The organism is Burkholderia multivorans ATCC BAA-247, from assembly GCF_000959525.1.
Lineage (GTDB): Bacteria > Pseudomonadota > Gammaproteobacteria > Burkholderiales > Burkholderiaceae > Burkholderia > Burkholderia multivorans.
Genome location: NZ_CP009831.1, coordinates 279672 through 298130, shown reverse-complemented (window position 1 = coordinate 298130; position 18459 = coordinate 279672). Strand labels below are relative to the sequence as shown.

The window sequence follows — 18459 nt, the reverse complement described above, 5'->3', positions numbered from 1 at the left end:
GTCGCTGCCTCACGCAGTCAGGAAATCGAGCAGCGCGCGATTGAAATCGTCGGTGCGCTCGATGTTCGAAATGTGCGCGGCGTCGAATTCGACGTGACGCGCGCCCGGAATCGCGGCGGCCAGTGCGCGGCCCTGGTCGGGCGGCGTCGAGAGATCGTGCGCGCCGGTCACGACGAGCACCGGCAGCGCGATGCCCTTCACTTCGTCGCGCAAGTCGGCTGCGTTCAGCGCGTCGCAGTTCGCCGCATAGCCGTCCTTGTCGGTATGCACGAACGTGTCGCGGATCGCATCGAACAGGCGCGGCTCGCGCTGCACGAACGCATCGGTGAACCAGCGCGGCAGCACCGCGTCGGCGAGTGCGGACATCCCTTCGGTGCGCGCCTTGTGCGCGCGCGGCGTCCACACTTCCGGCGAGCCGATCTTGGCGGCCGTGTTCGCGAGCACCGCGCGGACGATGCGCGACGGGAAGCGCGCAGCCAGTGCGGCGCCGGTCAGGCCGCCCATCGAGATTCCGCAGAACGACGCCTGCGCGATCCCGAGATGATCGAGCAGGCCGATCACGTCGCCCGCGAGCTGGTCGATCGTGTACGAACCGGCCGGCGCATCGGAATGGCCGTGGCCGCGCGTGTCGTAACGCAGCACGTTGAAGTGCTGCGTGAACGGACGAATCTGCGGCGCCCACATCTGCAGGTCCGCGCCGAGCGAATTCGAGAAGACGAGCCACGGCGCGTCGTCGCGCGCGGCACGATCGATCCGGTAATGCAGTTTTACGCCGTTGACGGTGGCGAAAGGCATCAGTGTTCTCCTGGTGGTTACGTGCGCGCGTGCAGCGCGAGCACGGCGTCGACGTAGGCGTGCGCCTCGCCGACGTAATGAGCGGGGTCGAGCAACTGTGCGAGCGCGTCGCGCGACAGGTGGGCCGACACGGTCGCGTCGGCGGCGAGCACGTCGAACAGCGTCGCGCCGGTGCGCACGGCTTCCTTGGACGCGTGCTCGACGACGTGATGCGCGTCGAGACGGCCGATCCGGTCGCCGAGCGCGAGCATCACGGCTTCGCCGAGGATCAAGCCGTGCGTGAGGTCGAGGTTCGCCGCGAGGCGTTCGGCGTTCACGTCGAGGCCCGCGACGATCTGCGCGATCTGCGCGAGCGCGCCGCCGGCGAGGCGCGCGAGGTCGGGCAGCGCGTCCCACTCGGCCTGCCAGCCGCCGAGCGCGCGCTCGTGTTCCTGCACCATCCCCGCGAACACGGTCGCGACGAGGCCCGGTGCGCGCACCGCAGCCGTCAGCACGGCGGCGCAGCCCACAGGGTTGCGTTTGTGCGGCATCGTCGACGAACCGCCCTTGCCGGCCGCGGCCGGTTCGCCGAGTTCGCCGACTTCGGTCTGCATCTGCAGCGAGATATCGCGCGCGATCTTGCCGAGCGTGCCGATCAGCATGCCGAACCATGCAGCGGCCTCGGCGATCCGGTCGCGCTGCGTGTGCCACGGCACCGCCGGTGCGGCGAGCTCGAGCTCTTTGGCCAGGGCGGCGCTCACGCCGCTCGCGCGATCGCGCAGGCTCGCGAGCGTGCCGGCCGCACCGCCGAACTGCAGCACGAGCGCACGCGCGCGCAGCTCGGCGAGCCGCGTGCGATGGCGCAGCAGCGCGTCGAGCCACTGCGCGAACTTCAGCCCGAGCGTGATCGGCAATGCCTGCTGCAGCCACGTGCGGCCGATCATCGGCGTCGCGCGATGTGTGCGCGCGAGCGTCGCGAGCGACGCGCACGCGTCGTCGAGCATCGGTTCGAGCACGTCGAGCGTATCGCGCAGCTGCAGGACGGTCGCGGTGTCGATGATGTCCTGGCTCGTCGCGCCCCAGTGCACGAATTTCGCGGCCTCGGCATCGTCGGCCTTCACCTGCGCGGTGAGCTGCTTGACGAGCGGAATCGCGAGATTGCCGCCGAGCGCCGCGTCGCGTGCGAGCGCATCGGCATCGAGACGGTCGGCCACGCACGCGCGTTCGATCGGCGCGACCGCGGCGGCCGGAATAACCTGTTGCGCGGCCAGCACGCGCGCGAGCGCGGCTTCGACGTCGAGCATCCGCTGGACGGTGGCACGGGGCGACCAGATCCGGTTGAGCGGCTCGCTGCCGCAGATGAGGGAGGTCAGGCGGGCGCTGTCTTCGAGCATGGCGTCGGATGGGAAAACGGGTGGCCTATTGTCCACCGAAGCGCGCCGGCGTGCGCACGCGCGCGCCGGCCGCTTGCGGTTCAGGCCGCCTTGCGCGTCGCGTCGATCAGCGGCACGCCGGTCAGCTTCTGCAGTTCGTCGAACGACAGGTCGGTGAAGATCTCGCTCACCGCGAGGCCGTCGGACGTCACGTCGAGCACGGCGAGATCCGTATAGATGCGGCTCACGCACTGCACGCCCGTCACCGGATACGAGCACTGCGCGACGATCTTGCTCTCGCCCTGCTTCGTCAGGTGCTCCATCATCACGAACACCTGCTTCGCGCCGATCGCGAGATCCATCGCGCCGCCGACCGCCGGAATCGCATCGGGCGCGCCCGTATGCCAGTTCGCGAGGTCGCCGTTCGCGGATACCTGGAACGCGCCGAGCACGCAGTAGTCGAGGTGGCCGCCGCGCATCATCGCGAACGAATCGGCGTGGTGGAAGTAGGCGCCGCCCGTGAGCAGCGTCACGTGCTGCTTGCCGGCGTTGATCAGCTCGTCGTCTTCCTCGCCGGACGCGGGCGCCGGGCCCATGCCGAGCAGCCCGTTCTCGCTGTGCAGGAAGATTTCCTTGCTCGGATCGAGGTGGTTCGCCACCAGCGTCGGCACGCCGATGCCGAGGTTCACGTACGCGCCTTCGGGGATGTCCTGGGCGACGCGCTTGGCCATTTCATCGCGGGTCAGTCGTTTCATGTCGGATCTCCTCGGGCGGTCAGGCGGCTTGCGATGCGCGTTCCGCGGCCAGCTCGGCCGCATGCGCGGCCTGCGGCACTTCGACGATGCGCTGCACGAAAATCCCCGGCGTCACGATGTGTTCCGGGTTCAGCCCACCGAGCGGCACGACCTGCGACACCTGCACGATCGCGACCTTCGCGGCGCTCGCCATGATCGGCCCGAAGTTGCGCGCGGTCTTGCGATACACGAGATTGCCCCAGCGATCGCCCTTGTACGCCTTCACGAGCGCGAAATCGGCGTGAATCGGCGTTTCGAAGACGTACGGCTTGCCGTCGATCACGCGCGTTTCCTTGCCTTCCGCGAGCTTCGTGCCGTAGCCGGTCGGCGTGAAGAAGCCGCCGATGCCGGCACCCGCCGCGCGAATGCGCTCGGCCAGGTTGCCCTGCGGCACGAGCTCCAGCTCGATCTCGCCCGCGCGGTACAGCGCGTCGAACACCTGCGAGTCGCTCTGGCGCGGGAACGAGCAGATGATCTTGCGCACCCGCTTCGCCTTCAGCAGGGCCGCCAGGCCCGTCTCGCCGTTGCCCGCGTTGTTGTTGACGATCGTCAGGTCGCGCGCGCCCTGCTCGATCAGCGCGTCGATCAGCTCGGACGGCATGCCGGCCGTGCCGAAGCCGCCGATCATGATCGTCGCGCCGTCGTGAACGTCGGCGACCGCCGACTGAAGCGATTCGAAAATCTTGTTGACCATGTCTCTTCCTGATACGAACCCGCGGCACGATGCGCGGCTGTCGGAGGAACACGCGCGTGCCGCGTGCCGTGCCGAAACCGGCTCCGGCTTCGGCGTTTTGTTCGCTAATCGAACCTAGATTCGATTAGCGAACGATGGGCCGATCATAGAGTCGCGCACAGCGCGTTGTCAAGGCGGGATGTCTCGGGGCCGGCTTCGTCGTCGAACGGCAGCCCGACGTAGTTTTCCGCGAGCGATTGCGCGGCGGCACGCGAGCGCGTCACGTACTTCAGTTCCGCGAGCTTGAGCCGGTTCACGAACGGCGTATCGTCGGCCGACGGGTGCAGCATGTTCGTCATGAAGTACGAGAAATGCTCGGCGCGCCACACGCGCTCGAGGCAGGTCGCCGAATACGCATCGAGCGCCGTCGCGTCGCCCGTCCGGTAGCGCGCACCCAGCGCACGCGACAACGCGCGGACGTCGGCGACCGCGAGGTTCATCCCCTTCGCGCCGGTCGGCGGCACGATGTGCGCCGCGTCGCCGGCGAGGAACAGGCGGCCGTGCTGCATCGTCTCCGACACGAAGCTGCGCATCGGCGTCACGCTCTTCTGCGTGATCCGGCCCTCGGTCGGCGTCCAGCCGGTGTCGTTCGAAAAGCGCGTATGCAGTTCGTCCCAGATCCGCGCGTCGGACCAGGCGCCGAGATCCTCGTCCGGGCGGCACTGCAGATACAGCCGCGTGACGGTCGGCGAGCGCATCGAGAACAGCGCGAAGCCGCGCTCGTGGTGCGCATAGACGAGCTCGTCGAGCGACGGCGCCGCGTCGGCGAGGATGCCGAGCCACGCGAACGGATAGACGCGCTCGAACGTGCGCAGCCGCTCGGCCGGAATCGTCTGCCGCGCGATCCCGTGGAAGCCGTCGCAGCCGGCGATGTAGTCGCAGTCGATGCGGTCCGCGCGGCCGTCGGCGTGCTTGAACGTGACGAACGGGCGATCGCCGTCGACGTCGTGCAGCGCGACGTCGGTCACGTCGAAATGCATCGGATGACCGTGCTCGACGCCGGCCGCGATCAGGTCGCGCACGACCTCGTGCTGGCTATAGACGGTGATCGCGCGGCCGCCGGTCAGGCCGCTCAGATCGATCCGGTGACGCTGGCCGCCGAACAGCAGCTCGATCCCGTGATGCTGCAGCCCTTCGCGGCGCATGCGGTCGCCAAGGCCAGCCGCATTGAGCGTGTCGACGGTGCCCTGTTCGAGCACACCCGCGCGGATGCGGTTCTCGCAGTATTCGCGCGAGCGCGCTTCGAGGAGGATCGATTCGACGCCTTGCAGGCGGAGCAGATGGGAAAGCAGAAGGCCGGCGGGGCCGGCGCCGATGATGGCGACCTGGGTGCGCATGACATGTCTCCTGTCGACCGGGCGGCGGCTTCGCACCTGCACCGGATCGGTTCGAAATTGAACATTGGTTCGATTGGTGAACGCATTTCAGCGCTTTCCCGACTATGCGGCAACGCGATTCCGGAGATAACTTCTATCCGTTTTCAAGATATTGGCCGACGATGGAAGCGCTCGATCTGAACCTCATTCCCTACCTCGTCGCGCTCGACGACACGCGAAACGTGAGCCGCGCGGGCGAACTGCTCGGCGTCAGCCAGCCGCGCGTCAGCACGGCGCTCGGACGCTTGCGCACGTATTTCGGCGATCCGCTGTTCGTGCGCACGTCGCGCGGGATGGAGCCGACGCCGCGTGCGCTCGCGCTGCTGCCCGCCGCGCGCGACGCGCTCGCGCAGATCGAGCGCGGGCTCGTCGCGCCGCACGATTTCGATCCGGCCGCGAGCACGCATACGTTTTCGATCGCGCTATCGGACGTCGGCGAGATCGTGTTTCTGCCGAAGCTGCTGCAGGCGTTCGCGCAGTGCGCGCCGCATGCGAACCTGCGCTCGGTGTCGCTGCCGCACGATGAAGTCGGACGCGGGCTCGAGGCCGGCTCGATCGATCTCGCGGTCGGTTATTTCCCCGATCTCGACGGCAACAACTTCTTCCAGCAGCGTCTGTTCACGCATCGCTTCGTGTGCCTGATGCGGCGCGGTCACCCGCTCGAGCAGGCGCGGCCGTTCACCGTCGAGCAGTTTCTCGAAAGCGGGCATGCGGTCGTGCGCGCCGAGGGACGCAGCCAGGAAGTGCTCGAGAAGTTTCTCGCGAAGCAGCGGATGCAGCGGCGCGCCGTGCTCGAGACGCCGCACTTCATGAGTCTGCCGTTCATCCTGAGCCGCACCGATCTGATCGCGACGGTGCCGCACGCGATCGGTTACGCCTACGCGGCCGAGCACGCGTTCATCGTGCCGGTCGAGCCGCCGCTGCCGCTGCCGCGCTTCGACCTGAAACAGCACTGGCATCGCAAATTCCACAACGATCCGCGCACTGCGTGGCTGCGCGGCGTCGTCGCGTCGCTGTTCAACGACGAGCAGGACGAGTGGCCGAAGTGAGCGCGGGGCCGCACGCACGAAGCGCGAAAGCATGAAACAATGCCCGGATACCGCGCCGCCGCAAACGGCGCCTTCGATGGAGCAACGCTATGGGAAAAAAAACCGCGCGGTCCGAGCCGGCCGCATCCCGCCCGAGTCGTGAAGAAGCCGAGGACGCCGTACGCGTCCTGCTGCGCTGGGCCGGCGACGATCCGACGCGCGAAGGGCTGATCGATACGCCCGCACGCGTCGTGCGCGCCTACGAGCAGTTCTTCGCCGGTTATTCGATCGAGCCGCGCGACATCCTCGCGCGCACGTTCAGCGAGGTCGACGGCTACGACGAAATGATCGTGCTGAAGGACATCCGCTTCGAGAGCTACTGCGAGCATCACATGGTGCCGATCATCGGCCGCGCGCACGTCGCGTATCTGCCGAATCACCGTGTGGTCGGCATCTCGAAGCTCGCGCGCCTCGTCGATGCATTCGCGAAGCGCCTGCAGATCCAGGAAAAGATGACGGTGCAGATCGCCGACACGCTGTTCGACGTGCTGCAGCCGAAGGGCGTCGGCGTGATACTCGAAGCCGCGCATCAGTGCATTTCGACGCGCGGCGTGCACAAACCGGGCGTCGAGATGGTCACGTCGCGCATGCTCGGCACATTCCGCACCGATCCGTCGACGCGGCGCGAATTCCTGTCGATCGTCGCGAACCCGTCTTCCGTGAACCTGACGAATACGTAAATGCAGTCAACGAAGCAAGCGGCGGACGCGCCCGTCGTGCTGGTGACCGGCGCCGCGCGCCGTGCCGGCCGCGCATTCGCCGAGTATTTCGCCGCGCACGGCTATCGCACCGCCGTGCACTACGACCGCTCGGCCGACGCGGCCGAAGCCGCGGCCCGCGCGATCGCCGAACGCGGCCCCGCCTCCGTCGCGCTGCAGGCCGACTTGTCCGACGAGGCCCAGATCGCGTCGCTGGTCGACGCCGTGTACGCGCGCTTCGGGCGCCTTGACGTGCTCGTGAACAATGCGTCGGTGTTCTGGCAGGACCATTTCCCGAGCTTCGATCTCGCCGCGTTCGATCACGCGTGGACCGTGAACTGTCGCGCGCCGATCCTGCTCACGCGTGCGTTCTACGAGCGCGCGCGGGCAGCGGGCACGCAGGGCGTCGTCGTGAACGTCGTCGATCAGAAGATCAAGGAAAACTTCCATCGCGACCATTTCAGCTATACGGTCGCGAAGGCGGCGCTCGGCAACCTGACGCAGATGCTCGCGCTGTCGGCCGCGCCGGTGCTGCGCGTGAACGCCGTGTTCCCGGGCCTGATGCTGCCGAGCGACGACCAGACGCAGGCCGATTTCGAACACGCGAGCCGCGCATCGACGCCGCTCGCGCGCATCGCCGGCCCCGACGACGTCGCGAGCGCGATCCTGCTGCTGACGGGCAGCGCGTACAACGGCGTGGATTTCGTCGTCGATGCGGGGCAGAACCTGATTCGCGTCGATCAGGACGTGCTGTACAAGCATCGCTCGCCGAGCAGCCGGCACTGACGATCGACGCGCGCGCAGCGCGCCGCCTTTCGCACAGCCACAGGCCGCTGCGCCGGCGCCGATTTCGCTGCTCCGGCGTTGCGCCGATTCCAGCGTTCCGGCGTTCCTGGCTACGGCCCGCAGCGGCCGCTCCCCGACACGCGCGTGCCGCGTTACGGCTTCTCCGCGCGCTCGCCTTCGCGCACCTTCCCCTGCGCGACGCTCGTGCCGGGCGGCACGCTGTGCGTGAGCCATACGTTGCCGCCGATCACCGACCCGCGCCCGATCGTCACGCGGCCGAGAATCGTCGCCCCCGCGTAGATCACGACGTCGTCCTCGACGATCGGATGGCGTGCATTGCCCTTGACGAGCGCGCCGTCGCCGTCGGCCGGGAAGCTCTTCGCACCGAGCGTGACGGCCTGATAGACGCGCACGCGCTCGCCGATGATCGCCGTCTCGCCGATCACGACGCCCGTGCCGTGATCGATGAAGAAGCTGGGCCCGATTTGCGCGCCGGGGTGAATGTCGATGCCGGTGGCCGAATGCGCGATCTCGTTGATGAAACGCGCGAGCAGCGGAACGCCGAGCCGGTGCAGCGCATGCGCGAGCCGGTGATGCATCATCGCCAGCACGCCCGGATAGCACAGCAGAATTTCGGTGATGTGTTGCGCGGCGGGATCGCCGGCATACGCGGCCTGAATGTCGCTGACGAGCAAGGCGCGAATCGCCGGCAGCTGCCTGCCGAATTCGCGTGCGATCTCGAACGCGCGCTCCTCGAGTGCCGCCGGCGGCGTATCGGCATGCTCGGGCAGGAACGGCAGCGCGCGGCGGATCTGCTCGGACAGGATGCGCAGCGTGCTTTCGAGCGTATGGCCGACGTAGTAGTCGACGCTTTCGTCGGTGAGATCCGGCGCGCCGTAATGCGTCGGAAACATCGACGCGCGCAGGCCGGTCACGATCTTGCAGATCGCGTCGCGCGACGGCAGTTCGCGGATGCCGCGCGGATGACGCGTGCGGTGGCGCTCCTCGCGCGACTCGCGCAGCCCGGCGACGATTTCTTCGAGGCCCCACTGACGGGCGGGTGATGTCGACATAGGTCAAAGCAGACGGCCGAGCTGCGTCGCTCGGCCGCGAATAAAGTGACGGGTCCGACAAGATTACCGCGTTTTTCGCCGGCGGGCGGCATGCCGCGCATCGGCACGATGGCCGATGCCCGTCACAGCCGCGACGTCACATCGTGATGCTGCTCGCGTCGATCCAGCGCACCGCCCAGTCGCGCGCGTGCGCGATCGCAGCGTCCTCGTCGTTGAACTGGAGGTCGGACGGAAAAAAACGGTTCGCCACGAGCTCCCCGTCGCTCGATCGCGAGATCACGACGTAGGGCTTGAACGAACCGTCGCTGGTGCGCGCGGGCGCGCAATTCAACAGATAACCGCGATGCGTGAAGGCAGTAGTCGCTTGCATGGAATCCGCCACCTCTAGTCCCTTGCTTTGTTGTTCACTACCCGTCTTGGAGGGTGTTGGCGCCCCGGCGCGGGCAGAGGCGGCGAGTTCGCATCCCCTGTCGCCGCTTCGCAAGAAACGAATCATACTCTGGAGAAAACGCGTGTTCTAGTTGAAATAAATCATGACGAATCAGTGCGCGCGCAGGCGACCGCGGCGATCGCCCGCGCGCCGTTTTCCCGTCGTGCCCGGAACGGGATTTGCTTGATCCGGAGCGCTTCGCCGCGAGGAGCGTCGCGATGGCGTCATCGACCCCAAACCGTCCTGTCCGTCCGCGCAGCATCGAGCTCGACAACGACGACACGCTCGACAGCACCGTCGATACCGACGGCAAGCACCGCGAGGCCGCGCGCCTTGCCGGCGGCGGACCGTTCTCTCCCGATCAGATCACGCGCAGCAATGCGTCGCTCGTCAATGCGATGCCGGAGGCCGGCGACGGCCTCGCCGGCTTCGATAGCCGGCCGGGCGGCAATCATCCGGCGTTCGCGCTACGTGCCGGCTATGTGCTCGTCGAAAAAGGCTTCGACGCGCCGGCCGCCGTCGGCGACGACACGTTCGGCGCCGTGCACCGGATGTACGGCAGCGTGTACGGGCCCGGCCACGATCGACGGCCCGGCAGGGTGATCGAGCTGGCGCCGGCCGACCGGTAGCGCGGCGCGGCGGCTCACGCACGACGCCGAGGCGCGGCGCGCGTTGCTTGCGCGTCGGCGCATGCGTTTGAATCGATCGTTTGCGGAACGGCTGCACCGCGGGCGATCGACGCGCGCGGGTATCGGCGCGCGCGGCGCGCATGCGTGCGTGCGCGGTGCGGCATCGTGCGACGCAAGATGCTGCGTCGCGCCGCCACGTCATGCACGCTCGCCGCGACAACGCGCGGATCGGCTCGGCACTGCAAAGTCGCGGGCATTCGTTTACTCTGCGACGCAGCAACGCAGGCCGGAGCGGCCGTCCGGCCGACTTCCGTTCAACCGCCTCTCGGAGACACCATGTACAAACGCATTCTGGTTGCCGTCGACGGCAGCGATACGTCGCGCCACGCGTTCGAAGCAGCACTCGCGCTCGCGAAAGCGCATGGCGCGGAACTGCAGGCGCTCTACGTCGTCGAGAACGCCGCGATCTACTACAACGTGCCGGGCTACGATCCGTCGGTACTGCGCGATCAGCTGCTCGCGCAGGGCGCCGAACTCGCGGCGGAATTCTCCGCGCAGATGCAGGCAGCGGGCGTCAAGGGCGCGACGCTGACCAACGAGGCGTCGTCGTTCAACGACGTGTCGTCGCTGATCCTCGACGGCGCGAAAGCGTTCGGCGCGGAGTTGCTCGTACTCGGCACGCACGGGCGTCGCGGCTTCCGCCGGCTCGTGCTCGGCAGCATCGCCGAACAGTGCGTGCGACACGCGTCGCTACCCGTGCTGCTGATTCCTGCTGCCGCGCACGCGGACGCAGACGAAGGCGCATCGGCCTGAGCGCGGCATCGCGCGCGCCGGTTTCCGCGGCGCGCGCGATGCCTTGCGCCGATCGACCGTCGATCGTTGCGCACGCACCCGATTCGATGCGCGTCACGCGCTCAAAGGCTTGCGCGCGCGGGCGCGACGTCGCGACGTTTTGTCACCCGACACGCGCATCTTGCGGTGGGACAATGATTCCGTCGATTCAACGCCGGAGTAAACATCATGCTGACGCCCGTCGCCACACGCCCCGCCGCCCCGCCCCATGCCATCGGCTGGGCGCCTCGTCAGGCTGCGCACTGCTCGTCGTGCGCGATGCGGCATCTGTGCATGCCGCAAGGCCTCGCCCCCGAGGCGCTGAGCCGCCTCGAAGCGGTGATCTGCGCCGCGCGTCCCGTCAAGCGCGGTGAAGCGCTGTTCCGCGAAGGCGATGCGTTCGACAACCTGTATGCGGTCCGTTCCGGTTCGCTGAAAACGGTTGCGACGCGTCACGACGGTCGCGAACAGGTCACGGGCCTCCATCTCGCCGGCGAAGCGCTCGGCCTCGACGGCATCTGCGACGACACGCATCCGCGCACCGCGATCGCGCTCGAAGACAGCTCCGTCTGCGTGATTCCGTACGCCGCGCTGAAGGCGCTGTGCTCGGAAGCCGGCTCCATGCAGCTGCGCATGCACAAGCTGATGAGCGAGCAGATCGTGCGCGAAACGTCGCAAGCGATGCTGCTCGGTTCGCTGAATGCCGAAGAGCGTGTCGCCGCGTTCCTGCTCGACGTGTCGTCGCGCTATCTGAAGCGCGGTTACTCGCCGTCGGAATTCAATCTGCGGATGACGCGCGAAGACATCGGCAGCTATCTCGGCATGACGCTCGAAACGGTCAGCCGCACGCTGTCGAAATTCCAGAAGCGCGGCCTCATCGAAATGCGCGGCCGCCTCGTTCAGATCGTCGACTTCGACGCCCTGCATCACGTGTGATCGTGCGACGCGCGGCGCATGCGCTGCGCGCCGCGTTCCCGCCCTTCTCCCGCCCCTCCCCGCCGCGCAGTCAATCGAGAAACAGCGCGGCGCGCGCCTTCAGCGCGGCGCTGAAATCGTCGAGCCAGCCGATCGACAGACGCCAGCTCTGCCAGTAAAGCTCGATGTCGACGGTACGCCCGGCCGACATGTCGACCAGTTCGCCGGCCGCCAGTTGACGGTCGACCATCCGGTCCGGGCACATCCCCCATCCCAGCCCGGTTTCGCACGCGCGCAGATAGCCCGCGACGTGCGGTATCCAGTGCTGCGGCGGATCGAGATCGGCCCGCGTCACGCGCCGGATGAAGCGCGCCTGCAGCCCGTCCTTCGGATTGAACATCACGCATGGTGCACGGCGCAGTGCGTCGCGCGTGATACCCGCGCCGAAATAGCGCGCATGAAACGCCGGCGAGCAGACCGCGCGGTAGCGAATGCGCCCAAGCCGCGTCGACCGGCAGCCCTGGATCGGCTCGGCCTGCGCGGTGACCGCGCCCTGCACGCTGCCGTCGCGGATGCGCTCGGCCGTATAGTCCTGGTCGTCGATCACCAGATCGAGCAAGGTCTCGCGCTCGGCGCAGAACGGCGCGACGGCGTCGACGAACCAGGTTGCGACGCTGTCGTCGTTGACGGCCACGCGCAGCGTCGGCCACGTCGACGCCAGCGGCCCCGGCAGCGCGGGCATCCGCCCCGACAGCTCGGCCTCGAGCAGCTGCACGCGTTCGGTATGCCGGCACAGCAGCGCCCCCGACGTCGTCGCGACGCACGGCTGACCGCGCTTCACGAGCACGCTGCCGACGCGCTCCTCCAGCAGTTTCACGCGCTGCGACACGGCCGATGGCGTCACGTTCAGTTCCTTGGCTGCGCGTTCGAACGACCCGTGCCGGATCACCGCCGCCAGCGCGTCGAGCAATGCATAGTCGAGCATTAGCGTTCCTTAATCGACATTAGCTGATTTAGCTTCTCTTATTCAGAGGATGCCCGCAGACTAGCGCTATCCGATCCATCCGTCTACTGCTCACCCACCATGAACTGGCTCGCTTTCTCCCATGGCGCCGCGCTGTGCGCGTCGCTGATCGTCACCATCGGCGCGCAGAACGCGTTCGTGCTCCGGCAAGGGATCATGCGTTCGCATGTCGGCAAGATCGTGCTGCTATGCGCGCTGTCCGACATGATCCTGATCGCCGCGGGCGTGGGCGGCGCGTCGGCGCTCGTCGAACGCTACCCGACGTTCGTCCATGCGGTGCTGTACGTCGGCCTTGCGTATCTCGCGTGGTTCGGGATCAATGCGCTGCGCCGCGCGTTCAAGCCCGGGCACGAAACGCTCGACGTGCGCGGCGACGCGGTCGCGCCGCCGCCGCAAAGCGCGCTCGCGATCGTGCTGATGACGCTCGCGTTCACGTGGCTCAACCCGCACGTATATCTCGACACGTTCCTGCTGATCGGCACGGCCGGCGCACGCGAGCCGGAAGGCGCGCGGCTCGCGTTCGCGATCGGCGCGATGTCGGTCAGCATCGTCTGGTTCATCGGGCTCGGATACGGCGCGCGACTGCTCGCGCCGTGGTTCCGCAAGGCCGTCGCATGGCGCGTGCTCGACGGTGCCATCGGCAGCATGGTGCTGTTTCTCGCGGCCGTGCAGCTGCGATAGCGCGCACTCGCTCGCGCTGCGATCACGCGTCGATCTCGGCGGCCGCAGGGCGCCGCCGGCGCGCCGATCGGCGATCGGCGCGCGCTATCCGCCATCTTCCGCAATCCGTCCGTTATCGCGCGTCGCCGCACGTTCCTGCACGAATCGAATCGATCGGTGACAATGGACGAGTCCCGCGGTACCGTCGACACGATGCCGCGCACGCCGCTGCCGCGCGACGGCGACGCCCACGCCGGCGCGTCGTTCGCGCGGCTTCGTTCCGTCAATCGCATACACGGAGAGAAAGATGGCCCTACGTACCCTCGGCACGTCCAGCATTCAGGTTTCGCCGCTCGCATTCGGCGGCAATGTGTTCGGATGGACCGTCGACGAGAACGCGTCGTTTTCGCTGCTCGACGCGCTCGCCGACACCGGCATCAATTTCATCGACACCGCCGACGTCTACTCGGCCTGGGCGCCCGGCAATCGCGGCGGCGAATCGGAAACCATCATCGGCAAATGGCTGAAGCGCTCCGGCAAGCGCGAACAGGTCGTGATCGCGACCAAGGTCGGCATGCTCGAAGCGCGCGCGGGCCTCTCGAAAGACAACATTCTGAAAGCCGCCGACGATTCGCTGCGCCGCCTGCAGACCGACTACATCGACCTCTATTTCTCGCACCGCGATCTGCGCGACACGGCGCCGCTCGAAGAAACGCTCGCCGCGTATCAGACGCTGATCGACGCAGGAAAAGTGCGGATCATCGGCGCATCGAACTACAGCGGTGCGCGTCTGCGCGAAGCGGCCGAGATCAGCCGGCGCGACGGCCTGCCCGCGTACCAGGTGATCCAGCCCGAATACAACCTGTACGACCGCGCCGAATACGAGCGCGATCTCGAGGCGGTCGTGCGCGACCTGAAGCTCGGCGTCGTCAACTACTACGCGCTGGCGAGCGGTTTCCTGTCGGGCAAGTACCGTAGCGAAGCCGATTTGAAGAAGAGTGTGCGCGGCAGCCGCGTCGCCGGCTATCTCGATGCGCGCGGGCTGCGCATTCTCGCGGCGCTCGACGCGGTATCGGCAAAGCACGGCACGCAGCCGGCCGCGATCGCGCTCGCGTGGCAGATCGCGCGGCCGACGATCACGGCGCCGATCGCGAGCGCGACATCGCTCGCGCAACTTGCCCTGCTCGGCGAAGCGCTGCGCGTGCAGCTGGATCAGGACGACGTCCGACAAATCGACGAAGCGAGTGCAGTCTGAGCGGGGTGCACGCGGCAGGCGATCGCGCGGATCGGACTCAGCACGCGCCTCCGCGCATCGCCCGCCGCATCGGCGGGCCGGCAACCGGCGCCGCCGACAACCGGCGCGCGGCGTGTGCGGCCGGGCGATGATCGGCGACGGCAATGTGTGGCCGACTGGCTCACGAACGCCGGCCCGATGACCGTTCTCAACCCAATCGGTCCTTCAACGAAGCGTGCTTCGCGCCGGACGCCGCACGCGGCTCGGGCCTGTGACGGACCGCGCGCATTGTTGCGCAAGCGCGCGCATCGGGGGGTCATGGATAGGAAGAACCGGGACGGCTTCGAACCACGTCGCAGCCGACCTGGAGATCGCTCAGGCCCACAGCCGGTATGCACGCGCACTCGACGGGCGGAACTGGTCGATGCCGGAAACGGTATTCGCGCCGGACGTGCAGGTCGATTACGACAGCGGTGAGTTTCGCGTCGACGGGCGCGCCGGACTCGTCGCGCTGATTCGCTCGCATCTGGACGGCTGCGGTCCGACCCAGCATCTGCTCGGCACGCCGCACGTCGAGGTCGGCGACGGCGAGGTCGGTGCGCGCAGCCGCATCTACGTGCGGGCCGCATCGCTGCGTCGGTGCGAAGCAGCATCTGCTGTACGAGGCGCTCGACGAATACATGGCGGCCTGGAAGCGCACGCCGGACGGTTGGCACGCGGTGCATTGGGCAATGCGCGTGAGCATGGAGATCGTACGCGGGACGTGCTTGGTTCGCGTTGAGCGCAAGCGGCTCGCAACGCGCGGGCGAAAGTCGGCATGAGGTTCGCCCCACACCCTCGTCACGCGCGCCGCCACGGTAGCCGGTAAGCGACTACTTTTCGTCGTTCCATCGCTTAGAACATGGTTCGTACTCCAACCCGAGCAATCGCCTGCGAAGCGCCGCTCGACGATCCGGAAGGATTCAGGATTCCGTTGATGGCGGCCTGAGCGCCCGAGTTGGCTCGTTGATAGGTGCTTTCCGCGTAGACCATCGTCCGCTTCGAAAGCGAGTAGCCCAGGATCGCGTCGACCTGGTTGGCATGGTTACCGTACAAAACGTCGTTCCCTTTCATGTACATGTAACTGATGCCGAGTGAAAGCGCGGCCGTGATCTGCCAGTTGCTGGCGAATTGCCCGGCGTACGCATAGGCACCCGTCTGCGCGTTTCGAACGGTGACAAAGCTGGCCGAGTTCAGCGTCGGACCGAGCGCGTAGTGAGCGCCGACACCCCAGTTCCGAATCGGCACCTGCGATGAGCTATTCACTGCCCCGGGATATTTCTGTTCGGTATAGGCGGCGCCGAACCCGAACGGGCCGCGATCGTAGTTCACGCCGAAACTCATGCCGGAGTTCGATCCGAACGACCCGGCAACGCCGCCGAACGAATACAACGCGCCGATTGAAAAACCGGCGATCTGCGGCGACTGGTACTTGACCGCATTGCTGATCGGCATGCCGTTCGTTCTGGCCCACGAGAACCAGCCCGTCGGGTCTTGCGGGATGCCGAGATTCTGGAACGGACCCGCCGGGATACTGTAAAGACCGCCCGAGAGCAGACCCGGCGTGTTTTTCGCCTCGGTGAGCGACGTAAACATGAACTCGTAGACATTCCCCAGCGTGAGCTTCCCGAAGCGGGCATCGTCAAGGCCGACATACGCATTGCGGCCGAAAATCCCCGGTTGCATGGTCACGCCCGAGCCGAGCTGAAACTGGCCTTCCAGCTTGAAGATGGCTTTCGTACCGCCGCCGAGATCCTCGTTGCCCTGAATCACAAACAGGTTGGGCACGAGGATCCCGTCGTCGAACTTCGCAACCGCCTGTCCTCCTTCATTCGAAACAAACGTCACACCGGCATCGATCAAGCCATAGATCGCGATGTTGCTTTCCGCGATAGCCGAGCTTATTGGGAGGACTGCAAAACATACGGCGGCAAATCTCTTTTTCATTTGTGTCTCCAAACATTGTTTTATTTTTTGGAATCGGCCGCGACGTCGGGCGTTCTTTTATGGCGCGACTCGAATTTCGTCTACCGACGGATACTGTCCGGCGAGGTCAAGCGCAACATCGACGATCATGTCCTCCTGTCCGCCGACCATCCGGCGCCTGCCGAGCTCGACGAGAATGTCCACGGTCTTGATGCCGTATTTCTTCGCCGCCGCTTCCGAGTGCCGTAGGAAGCTCGAATACACGCCCGCATAGCCGAGCGCGAGCGTCTCGCGATCGACTCGCACCGGACGGTCCTGCAACGGGCGCACGATCTCGTCTGCCGCGTCCATCAGCGTGTAGAGATCGGTGCCGTGGTTCCAGCCCATCCGCTCCGCCGCCGCGACGAATACCTCGAGCGGCGCGTTGCCGGCGCCCGCGCCCATGCCCGCGAGCGATGCGTCGATCCTGTCGCAGCCCTCCTCGACCGCGACGATCGAATTCGCGACACCGAGCGACAGGTTGTGGTGCGCGTGCATGCCCGTCTCCGTCTCGGGCTTCAGCACGGCCTTCACCGCGCGGAACCGGTCGCGCACGTCGCGCATCGTTAGCGCGCCGCCGGAATCGACGACGTAGATGCAGGTCGCGCCGTAGCTTTCCATCTTCTTCGCCTCGACGGCCAGGTGCTGCGGCGTCGTCATGTGGCTCATCATCAGGAAGCCGACCGTGTCCATCCCGAGTTCGCGCGCATATTCGATGTGCTGCTTCGAGATGTCGGCTTCGGTGCAGTGCGTCGCGACGCGCACGATGCGCGCGCCGGCGTCGTATGCTGACTTCAGGTCGTGGATCGTGCCGATGCCCGGCAGCAGCAGCGTCGCGATCTTCGCGTGCGTGACCACGTCGGCCACCGCCTCGATCCACTCGAGATCGCTGTGTGCGCCGAAGCCGTAGTTGAAGCTCGACCCTTGCAGGCCGTCGCCGTGCGCGACCTCGATGCTGTCCACCTTCGCGCGATCCAGCGCACGTGCGATGTCCTGTACGTTCGCGATCGAGTACTGGTGGCGAATCGCATGGCTGCCATCGCGCAGCGTGACGTCGGAGATATAGATTTTCTTGCTCATCACCGTGTGCTCCTTACGCGCTCACGCGCGCCTGTGCCATGCGCTCGGCGGTCGCGAGCGCGGCGGAAGTCATGATGTCGAGATTGCCAGCGTAGGCAGGCAGGTAGTGCGCGGCGCCTTCGACTTCGACGAACACCGACGTCTTCAGCCCGCTGCAGCGGCCCAGGCCCGGGATATGGAGCGGCGCGTGCGCCGGAATCTCGTCGAACTGCACCTTCTGCTTCAGTCGATAGCCCGGCACGTATGCGTGCACCTTCGCGACGGTGTCCTCGATCGATGCCTCGATCGCCGCGCGCGACGCGAGATCGGACAGCGTATAAACGGTGTCGCGCATCATCAGCGGCGGCTCGGCCGGGTTCAGCACGATGATCGCCTTGCCCTTCGCGGCGCCGCCGACCACCTCGATCGCCTTTGACGTCGTCTCGGTGAATTCGTCGATGTTCGCGCGCGTGCCGGGCCCGGCCGACTTGCTGCTGATCGACGCGACGATTTCCGCGTAGTGCACCTTCGCCACGCGCGATACGGCTGCGACGACCGGAATCGTCGCCTGGCCGCCGCAGGTGACCATGTTCACGTTCGGCGCGTCGATGTGCGCGTCGAGATTCACGACCGGCACGCAGTACGGGCCGATCGCGGCCGGCGTCAGGTCGATCATCCGGATCGACGGCCGCAGCATGCGCAGCAGCGCGTCGTTGCGCACGTGCGCGCCGGCGGACGTCGCATCGAACACGAAGTCGATCTGGTCGAACACCGGCAGGCGCGTGAGCCCTTCGACGCCTTCGTGCGTAGTCGCGACGCCCAGTCGGGCAGCGCGCGCGAGGCCGTCGGAGTTCGCATCGATGCCGACCATTGCCGCCATCTCCAGATGCTTGCCATGACGGAGGATCTTGATCATCAGGTCCGTGCCGATGTTGCCGGAGCCGATGATCGCCACCTTGAGTTTTTCGGAAGTCATGC

The 18459-nt window shown here is 67.0% G+C and carries 20 protein-coding genes; 9 read left to right on the top strand and 11 right to left on the bottom strand.

All coding sequences use genetic code 11. From position 1 onward, the window contains the following. Positions 1–9: 9 nt before the first annotated feature. From pcaD to NP80_RS03580, 5 genes are all read right to left on the bottom strand, one after another. Positions 10–795 (bottom strand): 3-oxoadipate enol-lactonase, encoded by a 786-nt coding sequence (pcaD, locus tag NP80_RS03600; protein ID WP_006404574.1) that lies wholly within the window; start codon positions 793–795, stop codon positions 10–12. 17 nt (positions 796–812) lie between these two features. Then, entirely contained in the window at positions 813–2168 is a 1356-nt protein-coding gene (locus tag NP80_RS03595) for a 3-carboxy-cis,cis-muconate cycloisomerase (RefSeq protein ID WP_035946158.1), read from the bottom strand. A gap of 80 nt (positions 2169–2248) precedes the next feature. Further along, positions 2249–2902, bottom strand: coding sequence for a CoA transferase subunit B (locus NP80_RS03590; protein WP_006409374.1), 654 nt, complete (start codon positions 2900–2902; stop codon positions 2249–2251). Between the two features lie 19 nt (positions 2903–2921). Further along, positions 2922–3635, bottom strand: coding sequence for a 3-oxoacid CoA-transferase subunit A (locus NP80_RS03585; protein ID WP_006404576.1), 714 nt, complete (start codon positions 3633–3635; stop codon positions 2922–2924). 143 nt (positions 3636–3778) lie between these two features. Next, complete coding sequence (locus tag NP80_RS03580; RefSeq protein WP_006404578.1) at positions 3779–5011, bottom strand: 4-hydroxybenzoate 3-monooxygenase; 1233 nt, start codon at positions 5009–5011, stop codon at positions 3779–3781. Between the two features lie 161 nt (positions 5012–5172). On the opposite strand from NP80_RS03580, the gene NP80_RS03575 reads away from it, so the two are divergent. The 3 genes from NP80_RS03575 (at position 5173) to NP80_RS03565 (ending at position 7622) form a co-directional block, all read left to right on the top strand. Beyond that, positions 5173–6099: a LysR family transcriptional regulator gene (locus tag NP80_RS03575; protein ID WP_035488038.1), complete on the top strand. Its 927-nt coding sequence runs from the start codon at positions 5173–5175 to the stop codon at positions 6097–6099. Positions 6100–6188: 89 nt separating this feature from the next. Then, on the top strand, positions 6189–6818 hold the full coding sequence (gene folE, locus NP80_RS03570) for a GTP cyclohydrolase I FolE (protein ID WP_006404580.1): 630 nt from the start codon (positions 6189–6191) through the stop codon (positions 6816–6818). After that, the gene (locus tag NP80_RS03565; RefSeq protein WP_006404581.1) at positions 6819–7622 is read left to right on the top strand and encodes an SDR family oxidoreductase; all 804 of its coding nucleotides are present in this window, start codon (positions 6819–6821) and stop codon (positions 7620–7622) included. It abuts the gene before it with no gap. A 152-nt stretch (positions 7623–7774) separates the two neighbouring features. Here NP80_RS03565 and epsC read toward each other — a convergent pair whose 3' ends face one another. Both epsC and NP80_RS03555 read right to left on the bottom strand, forming a co-directional pair. Next, positions 7775–8695 (bottom strand): serine O-acetyltransferase EpsC, encoded by a 921-nt coding sequence (gene epsC, locus NP80_RS03560; RefSeq protein ID WP_006404582.1) that lies wholly within the window; start codon positions 8693–8695, stop codon positions 7775–7777. A gap of 136 nt (positions 8696–8831) precedes the next feature. Beyond that, entirely contained in the window at positions 8832–9065 is a 234-nt protein-coding gene (locus NP80_RS03555; protein WP_006404583.1) for a hypothetical protein, read from the bottom strand. A 278-nt stretch (positions 9066–9343) separates the two neighbouring features. On the opposite strand from NP80_RS03555, the gene NP80_RS03550 reads away from it, so the two are divergent. The 3 genes from NP80_RS03550 (at position 9344) to fnr (ending at position 11521) form a co-directional block, all read left to right on the top strand. Then, positions 9344–9754: a DUF3005 domain-containing protein gene (locus NP80_RS03550; protein ID WP_006409363.1), complete on the top strand. Its 411-nt coding sequence runs from the start codon at positions 9344–9346 to the stop codon at positions 9752–9754. Positions 9755–10090: 336 nt separating this feature from the next. Beyond that, positions 10091–10567 (top strand): universal stress protein, encoded by a 477-nt coding sequence (locus NP80_RS03540; RefSeq protein ID WP_006409378.1) that lies wholly within the window; start codon positions 10091–10093, stop codon positions 10565–10567. Positions 10568–10774: 207 nt separating this feature from the next. Continuing rightward, complete coding sequence (fnr, locus tag NP80_RS03535) at positions 10775–11521, top strand: fumarate/nitrate reduction transcriptional regulator Fnr (protein WP_035946152.1); 747 nt, start codon at positions 10775–10777, stop codon at positions 11519–11521. A 70-nt stretch (positions 11522–11591) separates the two neighbouring features. Here fnr and NP80_RS03530 read toward each other — a convergent pair whose 3' ends face one another. Continuing rightward, entirely contained in the window at positions 11592–12485 is an 894-nt protein-coding gene (locus NP80_RS03530) for a LysR family transcriptional regulator ArgP (RefSeq protein WP_006397585.1), read from the bottom strand. 99 nt (positions 12486–12584) lie between these two features. Here NP80_RS03530 and NP80_RS03525 point away from each other — a divergent pair, with 99 nt between their 5' ends. From NP80_RS03525 to NP80_RS28735, 3 genes are all read left to right on the top strand, one after another. Next, positions 12585–13205, top strand: a complete 621-nt coding sequence (locus tag NP80_RS03525; RefSeq protein WP_006404588.1) for a LysE/ArgO family amino acid transporter — start codon at positions 12585–12587, stop codon at positions 13203–13205. 286 nt (positions 13206–13491) lie between these two features. Next, a complete protein-coding gene (locus NP80_RS03520; protein ID WP_006404589.1) occupies positions 13492–14439 on the top strand; it encodes an aldo/keto reductase in 948 nt (315 codons plus the stop codon). A 214-nt stretch (positions 14440–14653) separates the two neighbouring features. Next, positions 14654–15199 carry a nuclear transport factor 2 family protein gene (locus NP80_RS28735; RefSeq protein WP_321969422.1) on the top strand — a complete coding sequence of 182 codons (546 nt, stop codon included), beginning with the start codon at positions 14654–14656 and terminating at the stop codon, positions 15197–15199. A gap of 113 nt (positions 15200–15312) precedes the next feature. Here the strand turns inward: NP80_RS28735 and NP80_RS03510 are convergent, their stop codons facing one another. From NP80_RS03510 to NP80_RS03500, 3 genes are read right to left on the bottom strand one after another with little or no spacing between them, the layout of a single operon-like run. Next, a complete protein-coding gene (locus NP80_RS03510) occupies positions 15313–16404 on the bottom strand; it encodes a porin (protein ID WP_035946150.1) in 1092 nt (363 codons plus the stop codon). A gap of 57 nt (positions 16405–16461) precedes the next feature. Continuing rightward, positions 16462–17502 (bottom strand): 4-hydroxy-2-oxovalerate aldolase, encoded by a 1041-nt coding sequence (dmpG, locus tag NP80_RS03505; RefSeq protein ID WP_035488047.1) that lies wholly within the window; start codon positions 17500–17502, stop codon positions 16462–16464. Between the two features lie 13 nt (positions 17503–17515). Next, a complete protein-coding gene (locus tag NP80_RS03500) occupies positions 17516–18457 on the bottom strand; it encodes an acetaldehyde dehydrogenase (acetylating) (RefSeq protein WP_006404594.1) in 942 nt (313 codons plus the stop codon). Between the last annotated feature and the right edge of the window lie 2 nt (positions 18458–18459).